Here is a 21,218-nt window from a genome sequence, read left to right as displayed (position 1 = left end):
GAACCATGTCGCTGCCGATGCCAATCGATCAGACGCCCGCCTGGCGCGCCCTTGCCGCCCATGCCAGCGCCACGCGCACGCGGCAACTGCGCGACCTGTTCGCGGCCGACGACAAGCGTTTCGAGACATTCTCTTTCCGTTGCGGCAACATGCTGCTCGATTTGTCGCGTCAGCGCATCGAAACCGAGACGCTCGACCTGCTGCTCGATCTGGCCAAAACCGCCGAAGTGGAAACCTGGCGCGACCGCATGCTGAGCGGCGAGAAGGTCAACACCACCGAGGACCGCGCGGTGCTGCATACCGCGTTGCGCCTGCCCGCCGGCGCCAGCCTGAACGTCGACGGCACCGACATCGTGGCGCTGGTGCAGGGCGAATTGCAGCGCATGGGCGAGATCATCGATGCGATCCGCGGCGGCACCTGGCGCGGCATCACCGAAAAGCCGTTCAGGAGCGTGGTCGCCATAGGCATCGGCGGCTCGGATCTCGGCCCGCGCATGGCGCTGGAGGCGCTCAGCCCCGACAAGCTGCCCGATATCGATATTCACTTCGTCAGCAACGTGGACGGCGCCGATATCGCGCGCGTGCTGCAGACATGCGACGCCGAAACCACGCTGTTCGTGGTGGCCTCGAAAACCTTCACCACACAGGAAACCATGGCCAATGCCGGAACGGCACGGGCCTGGCTGCAGGAAAAGCTCGGTCCCGGCATCATCGACTGGCCGCGGCATTTCATGGGCCTGTCGGCCAACACCACGGTGCCGGGCAAGTTCGGAATCCGGCCCGAGCAGGTGCTGCAGTTCTGGGACTGGGTCGGCGGTCGCTATTCGCTGTGGTCGGCGATCGGCTTCCCGGTGGCGCTCGGCATCGGCATGGACAAGTTCCGCCTGATGCTGGATGGCGCGCATGCGATGGACCACCATTTCCGCACCGCGCCGCTGAACGAGAACCTGCCAGTGCTGATGGCGCTGGCCGGCATCTGGAACGTCAACTTCCTGAACTCGTCCGCGCTGGCCGTGCTGCCCTACGACCAGGGCCTGTCGAAACTGGCACCGTATCTGCAGCAGGCGGACATGGAGAGCAACGGCAAGGGCGTCGACCGCTGGGGCCGTCCGCTCGGCTTCCAGACCGGGCCGATCGTGTTCGGCGAACCGGGCACCAACGGCCAGCATGCCTTCTACCAGCTGCTGCATCAGGGCCCGCAAACCATTCCGGCCGATTTCGTCGTGCCGCTGCAATCGCGCTATCCGCAGGGCAGGCATCACGAGATGCTGCTGGCCAATGCCTTTGCCCAGGCCGAAGCGCTGATGCGCGGCAAGACCCGCGCCGAGGCCGAGGCGGAACTGCGCGCCGAGGGCGCCGACGACGCGAAGGTGGCGGCGCTGGCATCGCATAAGGTGTTTGCCGGCAACCGCCCGAGCACCACCGTGCTGCTGCCCCAGGTCGATCCCTACCACCTCGGGATGCTGATCGCCCTGTATGAGCACAAGATTTTCGTGCAGGGCATCGTCTGGGGCGTCAATTCCTTCGACCAGTGGGGCGTCGAGCTGGGCAAGCAACTGGCCAAGCCGATCCTGGAAGAACTGACCGATCCCTCGGTGCAACACACGCATGACAGCGCCACCGCGGGCATGATCGTACTGGCGCGCAGCCAGCCCCGGTCGTAGTCTGCAACTGTCTGTCGCGGTGGGGCGGCGGGCAGGTTTGGGGTTTTCGACAATATGCGAGTGCTGTCGCCATGAGCGAAGCCGATGCGGCACGCCAGCAGGATGCCGTACGACAGGGCATGCGGGAGATCGATTTCGTCCTGCATTCCTCCTGGCGACTGGGCAAGACCATCGTGGCGGGCTGGAGCCATGAAGGCAGTCGCGCCAGCTTCTGTTTTTCCGAACCCTATACGGTGCTCGGCAGCGCCGAAGAGCTGCCACGGCTGGTGCGCGGCCGGCGACTGATGGATGCGGCGAATTTCGCCGAAACCTGCAAGCTGCTGCGGGCCCGCCCGCTGACCATGGACCTGCCCTTCACGGTCGGCACGGCGAAGGGTGAAGTCAGTCCGCTGCTGATCGAGAATCTGGTGAAGCGCTACACGATCAGCGCCACCGAAAGCCGCGCCGTCATCCTGTTCGACATCGTCAGCTTCTCGAAACATTCGCCGCTGGAACAGGTGGCGCAGCTGTCGTCGCTGGAATATTCGATCAACTCGGCCGCGAAGCGCCTGAACCAGGCGGGCCTGCGCACCGAACTGGCACGTTCCACCGTCGGCGACGGCTTCTATGTCTGGAACCGCAGCGAAGGCCCGGATGCCGATCTGCGCAGCTGGCTCGCACTGCTGCTGATCCTGGCCGACAATGCGCTGGCGCGGCAGAAGGGCAATGCGAAACTGGTGCCGACCTTGCGCGCCGCTTTTGCCGTCGGCAGCCATTTCTCCTATCACCAGGTGGAAGGCACCACGCCGCGCGGGTTCGAATATATCGTCGGCGAAGTGACCATCACGCTGGCGCGCATCATCGCCAAGGCGCTGCCCGGCCAGATCCTGATCGGCCAGTTCCAGCGCGAGCTGGGCGGTACCGCCGGCAGTATCGAAACCTTCGGATTCCTGGCGCGTGCCGAACAGATCGCTGCCGGTCTCTCAGGTCTGGACGTCGGTCATGCCAGCCTGCTCGGCCTGCGCAGCCGCACCACCAGCCCGGGCGACAAATCGGGGCCGACGGTGTATCGCATCGGCGACAAGCACGGCTACACGCATCAGGCGTTCAATGCACGGGTGACAGTGGACCGGGAGAATTGCGAGCCGCTGATGCTGGGCCTTGCCAGCGCCGACCTGGCCGGCTTCACCGCCGAGCCGACACCGTACGATCCGAAAGCTGCCTTCCGGCGCCCCACCGCAGGCTAAGTCCGGCCAGTTTGCGCCCGTTGCAGGCCATTCAAGGGCCAGTTCCGTCCCATTCGGGGCCAGTTATGTCCCGTTTGAGCCTGTTTCGACCCGTTTCGTCCTGTTTCGGCCCGTTAAATCCCGGCTAAGCCTTTGACATCATGTGCCAAGCCATTGATTTCCTATCCACGATGTCCAACAGGCGCGCGCATTTTTAGTGGCGCGAGCGTGAACACATGTTCACGAATATAGGAATATTAGCATTATTTTCGAGAAAAGACAATCAAGGTCTCAGGCCGGCGGCGCGAGCCCCTTCACGCCGACCGCACCGGTGAAATCCGCGCCCTCGATCTGGGCATCCGCCAGATTGGCTTCCAGCAGATCGGCCTCCAGCAGCACAGCCTGATTCAGGCGGGCGCCGCGCAGATCGGCATGGCGCAGATTGGCCTTGTCGAGATGACTGGGGAAGCTGCGCGTTTCCGCCACCACCAGCGGCCGCAGATCAACCTGGCGCAGATCGGCATGCGAAAGATTGGCACCCTTCAGGCTGGCACCGCGCAGATCGGCACCGGCAAGACGGCAGTTGCGGAAGTCCGCATCGGCCAGTCGCGCACCCTGCATGGCCGCGCCTTCCAGATTGAGGCCGAAGAAAACCGCATTGGCCGCCACCAGGCCGGTGAGCTGCGCCTTGTAGAGGCTGCCGATCTTGCGCAGGTCGAAGCCGCTGAAATCGACCGCCCTGCCTTCCGCACCGCCGCTCGTCACCCAGAGCGCATGCAGGCGTAGCGCTTCTTCCGGCGTCATCCCCAGTTCGTCCAGCGACTTGCCGGCCGGCTTGTCGCCCAGCATGCCGGCGGTATTCGCGCCGCTCAGATCGGCCATCTGCAGCCTGGCGTCGGTCAGCACCGCATTGGTCAGCGTGGCGCCCTTCAGGCTGGCGCCGGAGAGATCCGCGCCGGACAGGTCGGCGTTGGTCAGGTTGGCATGCGCCAGATTGGCCCGTACCAGATTGCAGCCCACCATGATCGCATCGGTGAAATCGGTATGCTGTGCCACCACGCCGCCCATGCGCGCCTTCGACAGGTTGGCGCCCCGCATCGCCGCGCCCTGCAGATCAGCTGCGCCGGTCTTGAACTGCAGATTGCGGATGTCGCGTGTCCTGGCGTCGCGTTCGGCAATCATGCCGTCGCGCAGATCGGCGTCGTAGAGATTGGCCTGGGTCAGATTGGCGCCCTGCAGCAGGGCACCGCGCAGATCGGCACGCACCAGGCTGGCGCCGGCCAGATTGACCATGCGCAGATCGGCACCGAACAGAACGGCGCGATCGAGGTTGGAGCCACCCAGGCTGGCGCCATGCAGCGCCGCTCCGGTGAAATCCGCGTCGGAGAGATTGGCGCCGGCAAACATCATTCCTTCCAGATCCTGGAAGGAAAACACGGCGCGCCGTCCGCCGAATACACCGTTGCGGTAATCCTGATGAAGTTTGATCGCTTTGTTGATTTCAGCCTGAGTCAGTTTCTTGCGGACCGTGCCCGTTTCGACGGGAGCAGGTGCGCTCTGACCACTTTTGCCCGGATCGCTCTGGCTGGCCGACATGCATCTCCTTGATACGCCCCGCAGGGCGCGCAAGGAGTCAGATGGCTTCAGGCCGGCATTTTTTCAATGGCGGCGAGGCCGTCTTTCATAAGCTTGGCCGCAGGAACACTGCCGCTGACAAGCTCCAGCATACGCACGGCGCCATAGAGTTGCTGTTTGGCGGCATCCTTGCCGATACCGTCAAGCTTGCCGGCCTTGATATCGGCCACCAGCGTACCGCCGCCCTGTTCGATCTGGCCGCCAAGCTGCTTCAGCGTGTCGCCGACATCCTTGTCGGCACCGATGCCGCTGGCCACCTTGGCCACTTTCTGAATTGCATAGACACGATCTTCTGCCTGCAGCTTCGCGTTGAAGATCGCTTCCTTGACGGCGGCTTCCTGACCCGGCTCGATCAAGGTCGGCGCCGCCAGCGCATCCAGCACCTTGGCATCGGCACCGGCCAGCACGCCNNATCACCACGAAATCGTCGACCATGCCGGCAATATTGCCGGCTTCCATCTTGCCGGCATCGGCGCGGCCGATCGACTTGAAGAAACGCTTGGAGTCACCGGCGATCATGCGGCGGGCATACTGGCCCGGCTTGAGATCGGCGATGCCGGTCGGCATATCGCCCATGCCGTCAAAAATCGGCAATGCTTGGAACGGGTCGCTCAGGCGGGCCAGGATGAAGGCGATCATGTAGCCCGGCAGCCCGGCACCGCTGCTGCAGAGCGCAGTATAACCTTCGCGAATGGCTTCGACCTGGGCTTCAAGCAGTTTGCCGACCGGCTTGGGCGACATCTCGTCGCGCAAGGCTTCCAGCGCCGCGGCGATCTCCAGCACGCACATCATGTCGACGAGGTCGAGATAGGCGGTTTCGCTGCCCAGTCTGGTCACCAGGCCGGCGCGGTGGGCGGGATCGCTGTCGGCCAGGCTGACTTCCTCACGCAGGCGGCGCGCGGCGATGCCCCACAGCGTCGCGCCGAGTTTTGGAATGCGCGGATCGGCGCTGGCGCCGATGGCGGGCGCGGTCGAGGTGCGCACGGATGCTTCCAGTTCCTTGACCGAAGACTGGTCCAGGCACTGCACGACGAATTCCCAGCAGGGGGCCAGCGAAGCGCGCGAGATGCGGCCGAACTGCTTGTCGCCGTCTTCGGGCAGGATCAGCAGGTCTTCGAAGGGATGGCAGAAAATGCGCTGCAGCGTCAGATGGCGCGGCGGCCGGGTCTTGGCCAGTCGCGGCCGCAGCGTACCCAGCGCGGCATCGGCCAAAGCCGCCGAAAGCACGACGGCACGCGAACGTTCGATGAGCAGGGTGAGCTGTGCCACCTTCTCGTCGGGAATTTCGAACAGCTTGCGCTCGATGTCGCGCAGCTCGGATGCAAGATCGGTCATATCCGTTTCCGCTTCACGTTCTCGACGCGCCGGACCATCTCGATATCGAGCGAGCCGGAATTCCACCCCTCAAGAGCGCGCACCTGCATGCGCGTACTCTCCTGCATCGCCGCCAGATTCGGCCTGTTGGCGGCTTCCTTATCGGGGATGATGGGAAGAACTCGATAAATTTCCGTTACCGCCGCGCGCTGGGCGTCGCGATCGCGGTCCTCGGCGTCTTTCCACAGCAGCAGGATGAATTCCCATCCGTCTACGGTCCACCACAGCCGGCTGATATCGCGCTGCAGCGTCTCCGTCGCTTTCTCCCAGTTGGACAGGACACGCTCGGCATACTCGACTGGCCGCACCGAGGCCGCAGCCAGGTCGCGGGCGAAGTCTTCGGTGAAATAGGCGACCCTGGCGATGCCGCGGGCCAGGTCGGCAGCCTCGGACTTGTCGGTATCGGCCCAGTGGTTCAGCGACTGGGCCAGGTTGGTAATGCCGCTGATCAGACGACGCAGCCGGCTTTCCTTGGGCATGCCGGCCATGCCGAGCGGCGCAATGAACAGGCCCCAGCGCTCCAGCCGGTCGTAGAGTTCGTTGGCATTGGTGCCGAGCTTCTTGGCGATCTCGCCCAGCCCGGAGCGGATACGGTCGCGACCGGAAGTGGAGGTGAAATCCGACACATGCAGATTCATCTGGCCGCCGGACAGCCGTTCCAGCGCCGTCTTGAACAGAAAATAGCGGGTGAGGAGGATTTCGTTTTCCTCCTCGGTGATGGCTTCCTCGGCGCTCTTCTGCGCTTCGGGACCGGCCAGACCGGTACGTGCCGTCTCCAGCGTCGCCATGCGCACATCGGGCGGCAGGCAGGAATTCTTCTTGAAGATTTCTTCCTGCAGGGCGCGGTCGTGCATGGTGAGCTGGAAAATCTCGGGCACGTCCTTCCAGCGGATGACGTAATTGCCCTTCACGCCGGAGAAGGCGGCAACCGTCAGTTCCAGATTGTCGCGACTGTCCATACGCGCGCGCGCCTGGCTCAGCGCCGGCGTGGTGAAAGCAACTGCCGTCCCGCGCTCTTCGAATTTCGCGGGCTGGAATTGCGACGCCGACCCCCTGGGGAAATTCATCCTTTACCCGACGATAGATAGCGAAAACCCTGCCCCTAATAAACCACAAGGCGGGTACCGAGCAAATGACCCGGCTGGGGGTCAGGCCAGCCATTCACGTGATTTTTCGATCACCCTTATGGTCTCGTCCCACAGGTCCATGCGATGCAGATCGGCCGGGGCGACCCAGGCCACGGCGGCCGCATCGTCGCCCGCGACAGCCTCGCCGGCCACCCAGCGTGCCGCAAAGTCGATGATCGTATAGTGGTAGAGTACGCGGCCGGCGGCATCGTGCTGGACCGAGTCGATGACATCGACCAGGCCGAGCAGTTCGATCGTCACCCCGGTTTCTTCGGCGATCTCGCGATGGATGCCGGCCTGCACGGTTTCGCCCAGATGCTGTGCCCCGCCGGGCAGGCTCCAGATGCCGGCGCGCGGAGGATTGCCGCGCTGAACCATCAGCACCCGCCCATCCTTCCAGACGATGGCACCAAGCCCAACCAGCGGGTTCGGGGGGTATTCGCGCGGCATGCGGACATCTCCATCGGGACTCGGACTCGGATCGCCACGATACGAGATGCCCGGCACAGGACCAACCCGACCCGGAGACGCGAACTTTCCGGCAGGCGCAGCGTTGAAAGAAATCATCGGGGTTGTGGCGGGTGGCCAGCGGCAATTCAGGTTGAAAGCGCAGACTCTGCGTTGTACAGCAGATTCCAGGGCTTACGGACTCTGCCCGGGAAGACCGACTGCGCCATGCAGTGATAATGAAATCAAAAGGTTAGGACTGCATCGCGCGCATGAGCCTCTCCCTGCCCTTCACCCGAAACCGCATTCCGATCCAGCTTGCCCTGCTGGTCGCCGGCTTTGTCGTGCTGGTGACAATGAGCCTGACCTCGCTCTGGCTGGCGCGCGAATCCGACCGCGCCTCGGAAACCGTCGCCCAATCGCTTGAGGTCAATTCCGCCATCATCACCTATCAGGGTGCGCTGCGTCGGGCCGAAAGCGGCCAGCGCGGCTTCCTGCTGACCGCCGATCCCGCTTACCTCAACGACTACGAGTCCGGCCGCCGCCGCCTGTTTGAAATCCAGCCCGAACTGGAACACCTGATCTCCGACAATCCGGAGCAGATCGAAAAGCTGGAGGTTCTGAAACCGCTGGTGCAGCGCAAGCTGGACGAAATGGAGCAGGCGCTGGTCCTGAAGCAGGCCGGCCGCGACCGCGAGCTGCAGGCGATGCTGCGCTCGAATGCCGGCCTTGAGACGATGAACGAGGTGCTGGCGCGCATCTTCGCGATGCTGAACGACGAACGGGCATTGCTGCAGGATCGCCAGGAATATTCCGACCGCACCAATATCATTCTCTTCGTCGTGAATTTCGCCGGCGGCCTGACCATCGCGGTGCTGGCCCTGGCCTCGATCACCCAGATTCGCAAAAGAAGTGAACAGGCCGCACAGGCCAATGTGCAGCTTGCCGCGGCGCATACCGAACTGGCAGCCGCCAATCGCGGCCTGGAAGAACGGGTTGCCGAACGCACAGCCGACCTGCGTGAAGCCAATGACGAAATCCAGCGCTTCGCCTTCATCGTCAGCCATGACCTGCGCTCGCCGCTGGTCAACATCATGGGCTTCACCAGCGAACTCGAGGCGCTGCAGCCGGATATTTTCAGCGATACGCCGCCGACTCCGGAACAGCGCGCGCAGCTACGCCGCGAGGTGACCGAGGCGCTGGGCTTCATCAAGAACTCGATCTCCAAGATGGACCGCCTGATCAATGCGATCCTCGGCCTGTCACGCGCCGGCCGCCGCGAATTCACGCCGCAGCCGATCTCGCTCGGTGCACTGCTCACCTCAATGGCAAAGGATGTGGCGCACCGCCTGCAGGAAATTGACGGCGAGATCGAAGTCGGCGCACTGCCGGATATCGCCAGCGACCGGCTGGCGCTGGAGCAGATTTTCTCCAATCTGCTCGACAATGCGATCAAATACCGCAGCAACGACCGGCCGGTGCGGATCCGCATCGATGCTGAGGAACGCGGCGCCTTCGCCGTGATTCGCGTCGCCGACAACGGCCGTGGTGTCGATGCGAAAGACTATGAGCGTATCTTCGAGTTGTTTCGTCGCGCCGGCGTACAGGACCGGCCCGGCGAGGGCATAGGCCTTGCCCATGTCCGCACCATGGTGCGTCGCCTCGGCGGCACCATCCGCGTCGACAGCGACCTCGGACAGGGCACTACCTTTACGATAATTTTACCCAAACGATGGACTGCTTAGCCTCGCCAAGAGGAAAAGCACATGCCCGACCAGACTCCAGTGACGATCGTGATGATCGAGGACGACGAAGGCCATGCACGGCTGATCGAGAAGAATATCCGTCGCGCCGGCGTCAACAATGAGATCAAGCCATTCACGACCGGAACCGATGCGCTCGGCTTTCTGCTGGGGAGCGACGGCAACGGGCGAGAGCACAAGGGCGAGGCCCTGCTGATCCTGCTCGATCTGAATCTGCCCGACATGTCGGGCGTCGATATCCTGCAGAAGATCAAGCAGAGCCAGGGACTGCATATGACCCCCGTCGTGGTGCTGACCACCACTGACGACAAGCGCGAGATCCAGCGCTGCTACGATCTGGGCTGCAACGTCTATGTCACCAAGCCGGTCGACTACGAGCATTTCGCCCAGGCGATCCGTCAGCTTGGCCTGTTCTTCACCGTGATGCAGGTACCAGAGAACGGCAAGGCGTGAACGGCAAAGCCTGCACCGACCATCCGCGGATAAGAAAAGGGCGGCCGAAGCAATCCGGCCGCCCTTTCGATTCATCGGCGCACAGCGGTTATTCCGCAGCCTGGGCCTGCCGCTCGTTGATGATCCGCCACAGCTTCTGCGGCGTGGCCGGCATGTCGACATGGGTGACACCGAGATCGGCCAGCGCATCGACGACGGCGCTGATCGTGGCCGGCGCCGAGCCGACCGCGCCCGCCTCGCCCGCGCCCTTCACACCGAGCGGATTGGTCTTGCACGGCACTTCGCAGAGATGCACTTCGATCTCGGGGAAATTGTCGGCGCGCGGCAGGCAGTAATCCGTGAAGCTGCCGGTCAGCAGCTGGCCGTCATTGTCATAGACGACATGCTCGTACAGCGCCTGGCCGACGCCCTGCACCACGCCGCCATGGATCTGGCCCTTCACGATGGTGGGGTTGATCACCCGGCCCATATCGTCGGCCACCACATAGCGCACCACCTGGGCGATGCCGGTGGCCGGATCGATCTCGACCTCGCAGACATGGCAGCCATTGGGGAAGGTGATCGCCTGGATCGGATGATCGGTGGCGGTATCGAGACCGGCAGCCTGCTCATAGCCGACGCCGGCGCGTTTACGCGCCTCGGAGGCCACCTCCATGATGCCGACGCCGCGATCCGTGCCGGCCACGGCGAAACGACCGGCGGCGAACTCGATGTCGCCGGCAGAGGTTTCCAGCATGTCGGCGGCCAGCGTCTTGCCCTTCTCGATTACCGCCTCGCTGGTGGAGAGCAGCGCGCCACCCTGCGAATAGAGCGAACGGGCACCGCCGGTGCCGCCACCGGTCGGGATCATGTCGCTGTCGCCCTGGCGGATGCGGATGCGGTCGGCGCCGACGCCGAGCAATTCAGAGATGATACCGGTATAGGCGGTTTCATGGCCCTGGCCGGTCGACTGCGTGCCGACATAGACATCGACGAAGCCATCTTCGGCAAAGCGGATTTCGGCACGTTCGGTCGGCGCACCGCCGGTGGCTTCGAGATAGTAGGCCATGCCGATGCCGCGACGCAGGCCGCGCCTGGCGGATGCCGCGCGACGCGTCTCGAAACCGGCCCAGTCGATCGCCTTGAGCGCGGTCTCCGAGGTATTGGCGAAATCGCCGGAGTCGTAGACCAGGTTCATCGCGCTGGTCCAGGGGAAGGCATCGGACGGAATGTAGTTCCTGCGCCGCAATTCGGCGCGGTCGACTTTCAGCTCGCGCGCAGCGATGTCGATCAGCCGCTCCATGATGTAGTTCGATTCCGGTCGGCCGGCGCCACGATAGGCATCGACCGGCACGGTATTGGTGAACACGCCTTCAACGCGGGCATGCACGGCCTGGAAGCGATAGACCGAGCTGAGCACCTTGGTGCCAGCCATGGTCGGGATCATCGGCGCGTAGGTCGAAAGATACGCACCCATATCGGCGATATTATGCACGCGCAGCGCCAGGAAGTGGTTGTCCTTGTCGAGCGCCATCTCGGCATGGGTGAGATTGGCGCGGCCATGCGTATCGGTCAGGAAGGCCTCGCTGCGTTCCGAGGTCCACTTGACCGGACGACCCAGTGCGCGGGCGGCAAACAGCGTCAGCACCTGTTCGGGATAGATGAAGATCTTCATGCCGAAGCCGCCGCCGACATCGTCGGTAAAGACGGCGAATTTCTCTTCCGGCAGATTGAAGATCTTCGCCAGCGTCTTTTTCAGCACCCACACGCCCTGGGTGGGCACGTGCAGCGCGAAGCGGCCGGTCTGCCTGTCGAAGGCGGCGAGAGAGACCCGCGCCTCCATCGAGGCCACGATAATCCGGTTGTTTTCCAGCGTCAGCTTCACGGTCCTGGCGGCGCCGGCGAACAGCGCATCGACCTTGGTCTTGTCGCCGATTTCCCAGTCGAAGGCGCGGTTGTTCGGCGCTTCGGGCCAGATCTGCGGCTGGCCCGCATCCATGGCAGTGGCGAGATTGGCGGCGGCCGGCAGTGCATCGTAATCCACCTCGATCAGTTCGGAGGCATCGCGCGCCTGCCCCGACGTTTCGGCCACCACGAAGGCGACCGGATCGCCGACATGCCGTACCATGCCGTCGGCCAGCGCCGGGCGCGGCGGATCGGCACGCATCGAGCCATCGCGATTCTTCAGCGGGATCGCGCAGGGCAACAGGCCGATATTGGCCGCCGTAAGATCGGCAGCGGTGTAGACCGCCAGCACGCCGGGCGCCTGCTTCGCTTCGGTGGTGTCGATCTTGAGGATTTTGGCATGGGCATGCGGCGAGCGCAGGAACACGCCATGCACCATGCCGGGCAGGCTGATATCATCCGCATACCGCCCCTTGCCGGTGATGAAACGCTGGTCCTCGACACGGCGAACCGGCTGGCTCTGGCCGAACTTGGTCATGCGGGCAGTCCTTTCAGGGAAGACACGACCCATCTTGCCGGGCCGCGTTTCTGGGGGCGGTTTTGCAGAATGATAGGGATTCCGCCCCTGCTTTCAACCCGCGGAAATGCACCGGTTCAATAGGTTCCGTCAGGTGCCTATGGTCCGAAGCGGCGCAGGGCGCTGTAGGTCCAGAACGGCATGGCGCCCAGCAGCACGCAGACCCCGGAAAACAGGAAGACCGCGGTATAGCCGCCGGTGAGATCGTGCAGGATGGCGCCGATGAAGGTGCCGGAGCCGACGCCAAGGCCGCTGCCCACCATCATGGTGCCGAAGATCATGCCGAAGCGGGGCCCGTGGAAAATCCGCGCCGCGGTGGCGCCCACCAGCGGGCCGCGGGCACCGAACGAGAGCCCGACCAGCAGCACGAATGTCCACAGCATCAGCGGTGATTGCCACAGCTTGAGCGCCCAGAGCGCCGCCAGTCCGGACAGGCTGAAAGCATAGGACAGCGCCGCCGAACTGTGCCGGCCGATCCGCACGTCCAGCCAGGAAAAGCCAAGGATGCCGAGCGGCGTCAGCACGCCGACAATGCCGTAGATCGACGCAGCCTTGAGCGGCGCATAACCCAGTTCGACCAGATAGGCGACCGCCTGCACCATCACGGAAAACATGCCGGCCGATGTAAAGAAGAACACCGACGCCAGCCCCCAGAAGGCCGGATTGCGCATGGCGCGGCCGATGGTCCATTCGATAACGGCCACCGTCTCGGCGACGTCGCCGTCCGAGGCTCTGAGTTTGGGCGGCAGCACGCGACCGACCTGCACGGTCGGCCAGGACACCAGTAACAGCGCCGGCATCGCCAGCAGCACGATACCAGCCAGGATGCGATAGGCATTACGCCAGCCCAGCGTCTCGATCGCATACTGTGCCAACGGCACCAGCAGCAGCGATCCGATGCCCATCGCAGCGAAGACCACGCTCATGGCACGCGACAGGCTGCCGCCTTCGAACCAGCGCGCCAGCAATGCCGAATGCGGGGCATTGCCAAGGAAGGCCGCCGCGCCGCCGACCCCGATACTGATATAGATATAAAGCTGCCAGACCGCGTTGCCGAAGGACGCGAGCAGCAGGCCGGCCACCAGCAGCAGCATGCCACCGATATAGATGCTTCGCGGCCCGAAGCGGTCGAAGCAGTAACCCGCGACCGGCGCGCAGAGGCCAGCCAGCAGCATCTGCAGCGAATAAATGCCGGCCACATCGGCGCGATTGGCCTGAAATTCCGCCGTCAGCGCCAGCAGGAAAGTGGTGAAGGTCTCACCGCTGCCGCGCGACAGCATATTCAGCAGAAAACAGAGGCCGACAAGAATGACTGCCGTGCGCGTCGCGCTCTGCCTGGATGATCCGTCTTCCGGCATCGCTTAGGCGTCCTGTCCGGCTTCGGCCTGGCGCAGCATCTGTTTGGCGATCACCAGCTGCTGGATCTGGCTGGTGCCTTCATATAGCCGGAACAGCCGCACATCACGGTAGAAGCGCTCGACGGCGAATTCCTGGATATAACCCGAGCCGCCGTGGATCTGCACCGCGCGGTCGGCCACGCGGCCGACCATCTCGGAGGCGAACAGTTTGCAGGCACTGGCCTCCAGCGAGACAGTCTCGCCGGCGGCATAGCGCCGGGCCGCATCGCGCACCATGCAGCGCGCGGCATAGGCTTCGGTGCGGCTGTCGGCCAGCATGGCCTGGATTAGCTGGAATTCCGCGATGGCCTGGCCGAACTGCTTGCGGTCGCGTGCATAGCTGACCGATTCATGGATCAGGCGCTCGGCGGCGCCGACGCACATCGCCGAGATATGCAGCCGGCCGCGATCCAGCACCTTCATCGCGGTCTTGAAACCCTGACCTTCCTTGCCGCCGATGATATTGGCGGCAGGAACTTTCGCGTTGTCGAAAATCACGTCTGCGGTATGCGAACCGCGCTGCCCCATCTTCTTGTCCGGCTTGCCGATGGTAATGCCCGGTGTCTTTGCCTCGACGATGAAGGCCGTCACGCCGCCGGCACCCTTGTTGTTCGGATCCGTGCGCGCCATCAGCGTGAAGATGCCGGCATGCGGCGCGTTGGTGATGAAACGCTTGGTGCCGTTGACGATGTAATGATCGCCCTGCTTCTCGGCGCGCGTCTTCACACTGGCAGCATCCGAGCCGGCTTCGGGTTCGGTGAGCGCAAAGGACGCCGTGACCTCGCCGCTGGCCAGCTTCGGCAGCCAGGCCTGCTTCTGCTCCGGCGTGCCGTCGATCAGGATGCCCTGGCTGCCGATGCCGACATTGGTGCCGAACAGGCTGCGGAAGGCCGGCGAGGTCCAGCCGAGTTCGAAAACCAGTTCGACCTCCTCATCCATCGCCAGACCGAGACCGCCGAATTCCTCCGGGATGGAAATGCCGTAAAGACCCATCTCCGCGAAGCTGCGGCGAATCTCGTCGGGGATGCGATCTTCGTCGGCAACCTGCTTCTCGAGGGGGACCAGCTTTTCGCGCACGAAACGGCGCAGCTCGCGCCGGGTCTGGTCCAGCGTATCCTTGTCCATCGGAGGCACTCACTCTTCCATAAGGTCTGGCGCAAACTTGGCACAATCATCGACCGGCGCAAGCGGCAGCATGCAAACTCACCCCTCCGCAGCGTCAACCGCGGCGGAAGACCACCGCCGCGAGCCAGCCGGCGAAGACCGCGAGCAGCACCGCAACCAGACCATAAACCGCAGGTTCCTGACGCGAGAAGTCGTAGACCTCCTGCTCGATGCCCTGCTTGTCGATGAACAGCGGCGTCGATTGCGCGGCGATGATACGGTTGTCGCGGATCAGATAGACTTCGGTCTGGTAGGTGCCGACGGGAACGGTGGAGGGAAAGCTGATCGCGGTGCGGAACAGCTTGGGACCGAGGAAATCGATGGCGCCGATATTCTCGCGATAGAGTCCGTCGCGGGTTTTCAGCCGGATGACCGCCTGGTGATAATGCGCGACATCCTCAGGCCGGCGCGCACCCAGATAACGGAAGCGCAGATTCTCCGTCCCGATCTGCAGGCGTTGCAGCAGGTTGACGGGCGCGATGTCCTGCAGCGGCTTGCTGCTCGCCACGGCATAATAGGAGGGCACGTTATCGTAGCTCTCCGAACGCCGCGTCAGCCAGAAGCCGAGCGTCGGCCGCTTGCGCCGCACCACTGATGTGGCAGTGGGCCCGCGCACCACCACCACCACCTCGCCCGGTTCGTCGATGGCGCCGAACAGCAGCAGATCCGTGCCGGTGAAGCTGGAGGTGATGGCGATCAGATGCGAGGACAGATCCGTGATCAGCGGCGAGTCCGCCGGCGCCGGACCGCGCGGCGCATTCGGCGTCGCCTGCGCGAAGGCTTCGCCTGCGCATAGCAGCACCAGGATGAAGGCGAAGCCCTTCATCTCGGTCCCAGTTCAAGGAAGAACTGATCGTCCGGCGGCAGGATCAGGTCGATGGCGAGCGCGATGGCGACGGCCAGCACCAGGGCGGCCAGCAGGCCGCGGATCTGTTCGCCGCGCAGCCGCGCACCGTGGCGCACGCCGTATTGGGCGCCGATCACCGAACCGACCAGCAGCATCAGCGCCAGCGTCACGTCCACCGTCTGCGTGGTGATCGCATGCAGCATCGTCACATTCGCCGTGACGAAGATGATCTGGAACAGCGACGTGCCGACTACGATGGCGGTCGGCATGCCGAGCAGGTAGATCATCGCCGGCACCAGCAGGAAGCCGGCGCCGACACCCATGATGGCAGCCAGAATACCGACCAGGAAACCGAGGCTGACCGGCATCAGCAGGCTGATATAGAGCTGCGACTTGCGGAAGCGCATCTTGAACGGCAGCGCACGGATGAAGGCATGGTCGTTCAGCCGTTTGCGCCGCACCACCGGCTGGGCGCCGGGTTTGGCGCGCAGCGCGCGGATGCTTTCGGTCAGCATCATGCCGCCGATGGTGCCGAGAATGATCACATAGGAGAGCGCGATGACCGCATCGAGCTGGCCGATACGCTTGAGCACCGCGAAGAGATAGGCACCGAAGCTGGAGCCGACGAGACCGCCAAGCAGCAGCATGGTCCCCATCTTGAAATCGACATTGTCCTTGCGCCAATGCGCGTAGACCGCCGAAACGCTGGCCGCCACCACCTGGTTGGCCGAAGTCGCCACCGCGACCGGCGGCGGCACGCCGATGAAGATCAGCAGCGGCGTGAGCAGGAAGCCGCCGCCGACGCCGAACAGGCCGGAGAGATAGCCGACCGCCCCGCCGAGGCCGAGCAGCAACCAGATGCTGACCGACAACTCTGCGATGGGCAGGTAGATTTGCATAATTGTGCCGGACCCTGACGACGCTACGCGGCTTGCGGCTTCATCTGCTTGTGAAGACCAATTTTCTTATAAAGCCTTGGCGCCAAACTGCCACGGCAATCCTTGCGATTGTGTGACTTTCCCGCGCAAACAGACCCGCGGGCGGCGCCGACTCGGCGCAACGCCGATCTGACTGTCCGGCCGCTCCGGATCAGCTCATTTTGGTCTGGCTGTTATGCCCCATCCCCGCCGGCACCCCCGCCCGCTCCAGTTCGCTGCCCAGCCGGCCCGAGAGGAAGCTGAAATACAGGCGGAAGTCAGAGATGAAGGACCAGAGCGGGTATTTGAAACTGGCCGGCTTGTTCTTCTCGACGAAGAAATGCCCGATCCAGGCCGGCCCGTAACCGATCAGCAGCGCGCCCAGCAGCCAGGGCCAGTCGCCGGTGACGATCAGGGCAGCGAGGCTGAGCAGCGCCAGCGTGGTGCCGAAGTAATGCCAGGCCCGGGTAACCGGCTTGGCATGCTCGCGCAGGTAAAACGGCCAGAATTCACCGTAGCTCTTTATCCGATTGTCGGACATAGTGGTTTCCTCCGATTGCCTCAGCGCTCAGTGTACGATCATAATTCGCCGTTTTCCAGTATTTTTCTAAAAATAAGCAGGCAACTGAGATTCAGATTGACGTTGACGTAAGCGGAAACTAAGACTCCAACCAAGATGAGAAACAAGCCTTAAGGGAGGGCTTACCGTGTCGGATAACAAGACCTACACGATCACTGATCTGGCGCATGAATTCAAAGTGACGCCGCGCGCCATCCGCTTCTATGAAGACAAGGGGCTGCTGCATCCCAGTCGCCAAGGCATGATGCGCGTTTACGCCAAGCGCGACCGTGCCCGCCTGCTGCTGATCCTGCGCGGCAAGCGCCTGGGTTTCAGCCTGGCCGAGATTCGTGAGATGATCGACCTCTACGATCTGGGCGATGGCCGCGTCGAACAGTTGACGCTCACGCTGAAGCGCTCGCGCGACCGTCTCTCGGCGCTGGAAACCCAGCGACAGGATATCGAGGACGCCATCACCCAGCTGAAGCAGGATGTCCGTATCCTGGACGACTTCCTGAAGCTGAACCGCGACCGTCCGGCCACGCAGTCCTTCAAGGAATTCGTGCAGAGCCGCACCACGCCCGAATACGCCGCCGTCGCCGAATAAGGCCCGGCCGAACACCCGGCGCCGCATGCCGGCGCCGGTTCGAACTTTCGTCTATCGAACCCATATCTATCCGTTCCCGCTAAGGAGACATCGTCATGATGCGCAACGTGGTGATCGCCGGCTATGCCCGCTCGCCTTTCACGCTGGCCCGCAAGGGTGCGCTGGCCAAGGTTCGCCCCGACGATCTCACCGCGCAGGTGCTGAAAGCCCTGATCGAACGCACCGGCGTTGACCCGAAGGCGATCGAGGACGTGATCGTGGGCTGCGCCTTCCCCGAGGGTGAGCAGGGCCTGAACGTCGCCCGCCTGATCAGCTTCCTGGCCGGCATTCCGCAGGATGCGGCCGGCACCACGGTGAACCGCTTCTGCGGTTCGTCGATGCAGAGCATCCACCAGGCCGCCGGCGCCATCCAGATGAATGCCGGCGAGGCTTTCATCTGCGCCGGCGTCGAAAGCATGACCCGGGTGCCGATGGGCGGCTTCAACACCCTGCCGAACCCCAAGCTGCTGCAGGAGTATCCGCAGGCCTATGTCTCGATGGGTATTACGGCTGAGAACCTGGCCAGGAAATACAGCATTGACCGCAAGGCGCAGGAGCAGATGGCCGTCGAAAGCCACGCCAAGGCGCTCGCCGCGCAGAAGGCCGGCAAGCTGAAAGACGAGATCGTCGCCATCGTCGATGGCAACAACCGCGTCGAACTGGACGGCTGCATCCGCCCGGACACCACGGCGGAAGGCCTCGCCGGCTTGAATCCGGCTTTCGATGAAAAGGGCACCGTCACCGCCGGCACCTCGTCGCCGCTGACCGATGGCGCCTCGGCCACGCTGGTCTGTTCGGAAGATTTCGCCAAGGCGCATGGCCTCAAGGTTCTGGCCCGCATCAAGTCGGTCGCCGTCGCCGGCTGCGCGCCGGAAATGATGGGTATCGGCCCGGTGCCGGCCACGAAGAAGGCGCTGGAACGCGCCGGACTCAAGCTGGGCGATATCGACATCATCGAACTGAACGAAGCCTTCGGCGCCCAGGCGCTGGCCTGCGTCGCCGAGGCCAAATACGACATGAAGAAGGTCAATCTCGATGGCGGCGCCATCGCGCTGGGCCATCCGATGGGCGCCACCGGCGCACGCATCACCGGCAAGGCCGCGTCGCTGCTGAAGCGCGAAGGCAAGCAGTTCGCGCTGGCCACCCAGTGCATCGGCGGCGGTCAGGGCATCGCCACCGTTCTGGAAGCCGTCTAAGTCGCACCGGAGCAGTCAGATCATGACCGAGATCAAGAAAGTTGCGGTGATCGGTGCCGGCGTCATGGGGTCCGGCATCGCCGCCCATGTCGCCAATGCCGGCATTCCGGTGATCCTGCTGGATATTGTGCCTCAGGGCGCGAATGACCGTAGTGCGCTCGCCAAGGGCGCCATCGACAAGATGCTAAAGACCAAACCCGCGCCCTTCATGCATCCGAAGGTCGCGAAACTGGTCACGCCGGGCAATCTGGCAGACGACCTCGACAAGCTGGCCGATGTGGACTGGATCTGCGAAGCGATCATCGAGAATGTCGAGCTGAAGCGGAAGCTCTATGCGCAGCTGGAAGAGAAGCGCAAGAAAGGCTCGATCGTCACCTCCAATACCTCGACGATCCCGCTCGACCTGCTGACCGAAGGCCTGCCCGACTCTTTCGCGGCCGATTTCGCGGTGACGCATTTCTTCAACCCGCCGCGCTACATGCGCCTGTTCGAACTGGTGAAGGGCCCCAGGACCAAGCCCGCCGTGATCGATGCGCTGCGCAAGTTCGGCGACGTCAAGCTCGGCAAGGAAGTGATCGACTGCAAGGACCGCCCGGGTTTCATCGCCAACCGCATCGGCATCTACTGGTCCACGGTCGCCACTGTACTGGCCTATGACATGGGGCTGACGGTGGAGGAAGCCGACAGCATCGTCGGCAAGCCGATGGGCATTCCCAAGACCGGCATTTTCGGCCTCGCCGATCTCACCGGCATCGATCTCGGCCCCCATGTGGTCGGCTCGATGCTGAAGACCCTGCCCAAGACCGATCCGCTGCTGCAGTTCTACAAGGCGGATCATCCGCTCAACGCCTTGATGCAGAAGATGATCAAGGACGGCTATACCGGTCGCAAGGGCAAGGGCGGCTTCTATCGCGCCCGCGGCAAGGAAGCGCTCGACCTCAAGACCGGCGACTACCGCGCCGTGAAGCGAGCCAATCTCGCCTCCGCCAAGGTGGCGAAGAAAGGCCTGCGCAGCCTGGTCGAACATCCCGACAAGGGCGGCCAGTATGCTTGGGGCGTCGCCAGCCGCGTGCTGAGCTACGCCGCCGACCTGGTGCCGGAGATCGTCGACGATATTCTTTCCGTCGATCTGGCCATGAAGACCGGTTACGCGTGGAAATTCGGGCCGTTCGAGCAGATCGACCAGCTCGGCACGCAGTGGTTTGCCGACAAGCTCAAGGCCGCCGGAATGCCGATCCCCAAGATGGTGGAAGTCGCCGCCGGCCGGCCCTTTTACAAGGAAGAGAACGGCAAGACCTACCAGCTCACCACCAAGGGCGACTATGCCGAGATCGTGGTGGCGCCCGATGCCTGGATGCTGGCCGACATCAAGCGCGGCAAGCAGCCGATCGCGTCCAACCGCGGCGCCAGCCTGTGGGATGTCGGCGACGGTGTCGCCTGCCTGGAATTCCACACCAAGATGAATGCGGTGGATGCCGACATCATCGCGATGGTGAAGGAAGCCGGCAAGATCGACAAAAAGGGCTTCAAGGCGCTGATCATCGGCAGTGACGCGGACAACTTCTCGGTCGGCGCCAATGTCGGTATTGCCTTGTTCCAGGCCAATATCGCCATGTGGCCCGCCATCGAGCAGGGCATCAGCGAAGGCCAGGATGCCTATATGAAGCTGAAATACGCGCCCTTCCCTGTCGTGTCGGCGGTGGCCGGCATGGCGCTGGGCGGTGGCTGCGAGATCACGCTGCATTCCGATGCGATCCAGGCCCATGCCGAAAGCTATATGGGTCTTGTCGAGGTCGGTGTCGGCGTCATCCCGGGCTGGGGCGGCTGCAAAGAGCTGATCACCCGCGCGATCACCAACAAGCGTCGCCCCGGCGGTCCGATGCCGGCGCTGGCCCAGGTGTTCGAGGCGATTTCCACGGCCAAGGTCGCGACCTCGGCGATGGAAGCGCGCGACATGCTGATCCTGCGCGACGGCGACGGCATCACCATGAACCGCCGCCGCCTGCTGGCCGATGCCAAGGCCAAGGCGCTGAAGCTGGCGGAAGACTACAAGCCGCCGGTGCCGGTGGAGATCAGCCTGCCGGGCCCCACGGCCAAAGCAGCGATGAGCCTGGCGGTGGAAGGCTTCCACCAGCAGGGCAAGGCGACGAAGCACGATGTGGTCGTCTCCGGTGCGCTGGCCAATGTAGTGTCGGGCGGCAAGACCGATATCACCGAGGTGATCACCGAGAAGAAGCTGCTGGAACTCGAGCGCGAGAATTTCATGGCGCTGATCAAGACCAGCGCCACGCTCGACCGTATCGAACACATGCTGACCAAGGGCAAGCCGCTGCGTAACTGACGCAGCGATTCTGCAGGGAGAC

Annotated in this window: 17 protein-coding genes; 7 read left to right on the top strand and 10 right to left on the bottom strand. The window is 63.7% G+C overall.

Annotated features, from left to right (window positions below):
- Positions 1-17 precede the first annotated feature (17 nt).
- Both pgi and CTR53_RS06870 read left to right on the top strand, forming a co-directional pair.
- Positions 18-1,664, top strand: a complete 1,647-nt coding sequence (gene pgi, locus CTR53_RS06875) for a glucose-6-phosphate isomerase (protein ID WP_290811656.1) — start codon at positions 18-20, stop codon at positions 1,662-1,664.
- Positions 1,665-1,735: 71 nt separating this feature from the next.
- A complete protein-coding gene (locus CTR53_RS06870; RefSeq protein WP_290810359.1) occupies positions 1,736-2,890 on the top strand; it encodes a hypothetical protein in 1,155 nt (384 codons plus the stop codon).
- A gap of 270 nt (positions 2,891-3,160) precedes the next feature.
- Here the strand turns inward: CTR53_RS06870 and CTR53_RS06865 are convergent, their stop codons facing one another.
- From CTR53_RS06865 to CTR53_RS06850, 4 genes are all read right to left on the bottom strand, one after another.
- Entirely contained in the window at positions 3,161-4,465 is a 1,305-nt protein-coding gene (locus tag CTR53_RS06865; RefSeq protein WP_290810356.1) for a pentapeptide repeat-containing protein, read from the bottom strand.
- 47 nt (positions 4,466-4,512) lie between these two features.
- On the bottom strand, positions 4,513-4,674 hold the full coding sequence (locus CTR53_RS06860) for a hypothetical protein (protein ID WP_290810353.1): 162 nt from the start codon (positions 4,672-4,674) through the stop codon (positions 4,513-4,515).
- Positions 4,675-5,835: 1,161 nt separating this feature from the next.
- Positions 5,836-6,945 carry a hypothetical protein gene (locus CTR53_RS06855; RefSeq protein ID WP_290810350.1) on the bottom strand — a complete coding sequence of 370 codons (1,110 nt, stop codon included), beginning with the start codon at positions 6,943-6,945 and terminating at the stop codon, positions 5,836-5,838.
- Between the two features lie 81 nt (positions 6,946-7,026).
- On the bottom strand, positions 7,027-7,455 hold the full coding sequence (locus CTR53_RS06850) for an NUDIX hydrolase (RefSeq protein WP_290810347.1): 429 nt from the start codon (positions 7,453-7,455) through the stop codon (positions 7,027-7,029).
- A 269-nt stretch (positions 7,456-7,724) separates the two neighbouring features.
- Between CTR53_RS06850 and CTR53_RS06845 the strand changes: the two genes are divergently transcribed.
- Positions 7,725-9,197 carry a CHASE3 domain-containing protein gene (locus CTR53_RS06845; protein WP_290810344.1) on the top strand — a complete coding sequence of 491 codons (1,473 nt, stop codon included), beginning with the start codon at positions 7,725-7,727 and terminating at the stop codon, positions 9,195-9,197.
- Positions 9,198-9,218: 21 nt separating this feature from the next.
- Positions 9,219-9,668 carry a response regulator gene (locus tag CTR53_RS06840; protein ID WP_290810340.1) on the top strand — a complete coding sequence of 150 codons (450 nt, stop codon included), beginning with the start codon at positions 9,219-9,221 and terminating at the stop codon, positions 9,666-9,668.
- An 88-nt stretch (positions 9,669-9,756) separates the two neighbouring features.
- On the opposite strand, the gene CTR53_RS06835 is transcribed toward CTR53_RS06840, so the two are convergent.
- The 6 genes from CTR53_RS06835 to CTR53_RS06810 all read right to left on the bottom strand — a co-directional run bounded on the left by CTR53_RS06835 (position 9,757) and on the right by CTR53_RS06810 (position 16,995).
- Positions 9,757-12,090 carry a xanthine dehydrogenase family protein molybdopterin-binding subunit gene (locus CTR53_RS06835; RefSeq protein WP_290810337.1) on the bottom strand — a complete coding sequence of 778 codons (2,334 nt, stop codon included), beginning with the start codon at positions 12,088-12,090 and terminating at the stop codon, positions 9,757-9,759.
- Positions 12,091-12,227: 137 nt separating this feature from the next.
- Positions 12,228-13,487: an MFS transporter gene (locus CTR53_RS06830; RefSeq protein WP_290810335.1), complete on the bottom strand. Its 1,260-nt coding sequence runs from the start codon at positions 13,485-13,487 to the stop codon at positions 12,228-12,230.
- 3 nt (positions 13,488-13,490) lie between these two features.
- Positions 13,491-14,651 carry an acyl-CoA dehydrogenase family protein gene (locus tag CTR53_RS06825; protein ID WP_290810332.1) on the bottom strand — a complete coding sequence of 387 codons (1,161 nt, stop codon included), beginning with the start codon at positions 14,649-14,651 and terminating at the stop codon, positions 13,491-13,493.
- A gap of 94 nt (positions 14,652-14,745) precedes the next feature.
- Positions 14,746-15,516, bottom strand: a complete 771-nt coding sequence (locus CTR53_RS06820; protein ID WP_290810329.1) for a TIGR02186 family protein — start codon at positions 15,514-15,516, stop codon at positions 14,746-14,748.
- Positions 15,513-16,436: a sulfite exporter TauE/SafE family protein gene (locus CTR53_RS06815; RefSeq protein ID WP_290810326.1), complete on the bottom strand. Its 924-nt coding sequence runs from the start codon at positions 16,434-16,436 to the stop codon at positions 15,513-15,515. The genes CTR53_RS06820 and CTR53_RS06815 overlap by 4 nt, the downstream gene beginning before the upstream one ends.
- Before the next feature lie 190 nt (positions 16,437-16,626).
- Positions 16,627-16,995 carry a DUF962 domain-containing protein gene (locus CTR53_RS06810; protein ID WP_290810323.1) on the bottom strand — a complete coding sequence of 123 codons (369 nt, stop codon included), beginning with the start codon at positions 16,993-16,995 and terminating at the stop codon, positions 16,627-16,629.
- A gap of 166 nt (positions 16,996-17,161) precedes the next feature.
- Here CTR53_RS06810 and CTR53_RS06805 point away from each other — a divergent pair, with 166 nt between their 5' ends.
- The 3 genes from CTR53_RS06805 to CTR53_RS06795 all read left to right on the top strand — a co-directional run bounded on the left by CTR53_RS06805 (position 17,162) and on the right by CTR53_RS06795 (position 21,196).
- Positions 17,162-17,620 carry a MerR family DNA-binding transcriptional regulator gene (locus CTR53_RS06805; RefSeq protein WP_290810319.1) on the top strand — a complete coding sequence of 153 codons (459 nt, stop codon included), beginning with the start codon at positions 17,162-17,164 and terminating at the stop codon, positions 17,618-17,620.
- A 98-nt stretch (positions 17,621-17,718) separates the two neighbouring features.
- Positions 17,719-18,855, top strand: a complete 1,137-nt coding sequence (locus CTR53_RS06800) for a thiolase family protein (protein ID WP_290811653.1) — start codon at positions 17,719-17,721, stop codon at positions 18,853-18,855.
- 22 nt (positions 18,856-18,877) lie between these two features.
- The gene (locus CTR53_RS06795; RefSeq protein ID WP_290810316.1) at positions 18,878-21,196 is read left to right on the top strand and encodes a 3-hydroxyacyl-CoA dehydrogenase/enoyl-CoA hydratase family protein; all 2,319 of its coding nucleotides are present in this window, start codon (positions 18,878-18,880) and stop codon (positions 21,194-21,196) included.
- The last annotated feature ends 22 nt before the right edge of the window (positions 21,197-21,218 follow it).

Source organism: Ferrovibrio sp., from assembly GCF_002796975.1.
Classification (GTDB): domain Bacteria; phylum Pseudomonadota; class Alphaproteobacteria; order Ferrovibrionales; family Ferrovibrionaceae; genus Ferrovibrio.
Note: the sequence above shows the minus strand (reverse complement) of the source record. Positions and strands in the feature narration are given on the sequence as shown.

What these genes read in the sequence shown, in the direction of transcription:
- CTR53_RS06815 (WP_290810326.1), bottom strand. Translation starts at nt 16,436, where the DNA reads ATGCAAATCTACCTGCCCATCGCAGAGTTGTCGGTCAGCATCTGGTTG.
- CTR53_RS06800 (WP_290811653.1), top strand. Translation starts at nt 17,719, where the DNA reads ATGCGCAACGTGGTGATCGCCGGCTATGCCCGCTCGCCTTTCACGCTG.
- CTR53_RS06810 (WP_290810323.1), bottom strand. Translation starts at nt 16,995, where the DNA reads ATGTCCGACAATCGGATAAAGAGCTACGGTGAATTCTGGCCGTTTTAC.
- CTR53_RS06795 (WP_290810316.1), top strand. Translation starts at nt 18,878, where the DNA reads ATGACCGAGATCAAGAAAGTTGCGGTGATCGGTGCCGGCGTCATGGGG.
- CTR53_RS06835 (WP_290810337.1), bottom strand. Translation starts at nt 12,090, where the DNA reads ATGACCAAGTTCGGCCAGAGCCAGCCGGTTCGCCGTGTCGAGGACCAG.
- CTR53_RS06830 (WP_290810335.1), bottom strand. Translation starts at nt 13,487, where the DNA reads ATGCCGGAAGACGGATCATCCAGGCAGAGCGCGACGCGCACGGCAGTC.
- CTR53_RS06845 (WP_290810344.1), top strand. Translation starts at nt 7,725, where the DNA reads ATGAGCCTCTCCCTGCCCTTCACCCGAAACCGCATTCCGATCCAGCTT.
- CTR53_RS06840 (WP_290810340.1), top strand. Translation starts at nt 9,219, where the DNA reads ATGCCCGACCAGACTCCAGTGACGATCGTGATGATCGAGGACGACGAA.
- pgi (WP_290811656.1), top strand. Translation starts at nt 18, where the DNA reads ATGCCAATCGATCAGACGCCCGCCTGGCGCGCCCTTGCCGCCCATGCC.
- CTR53_RS06870 (WP_290810359.1), top strand. Translation starts at nt 1,736, where the DNA reads ATGAGCGAAGCCGATGCGGCACGCCAGCAGGATGCCGTACGACAGGGC.
- CTR53_RS06865 (WP_290810356.1), bottom strand. Translation starts at nt 4,465, where the DNA reads ATGTCGGCCAGCCAGAGCGATCCGGGCAAAAGTGGTCAGAGCGCACCT.
- CTR53_RS06855 (WP_290810350.1), bottom strand. Translation starts at nt 6,945, where the DNA reads ATGAATTTCCCCAGGGGGTCGGCGTCGCAATTCCAGCCCGCGAAATTC.
- CTR53_RS06820 (WP_290810329.1), bottom strand. Translation starts at nt 15,516, where the DNA reads ATGAAGGGCTTCGCCTTCATCCTGGTGCTGCTATGCGCAGGCGAAGCC.
- CTR53_RS06825 (WP_290810332.1), bottom strand. Translation starts at nt 14,651, where the DNA reads ATGGACAAGGATACGCTGGACCAGACCCGGCGCGAGCTGCGCCGTTTC.
- CTR53_RS06850 (WP_290810347.1), bottom strand. Translation starts at nt 7,455, where the DNA reads ATGCCGCGCGAATACCCCCCGAACCCGCTGGTTGGGCTTGGTGCCATC.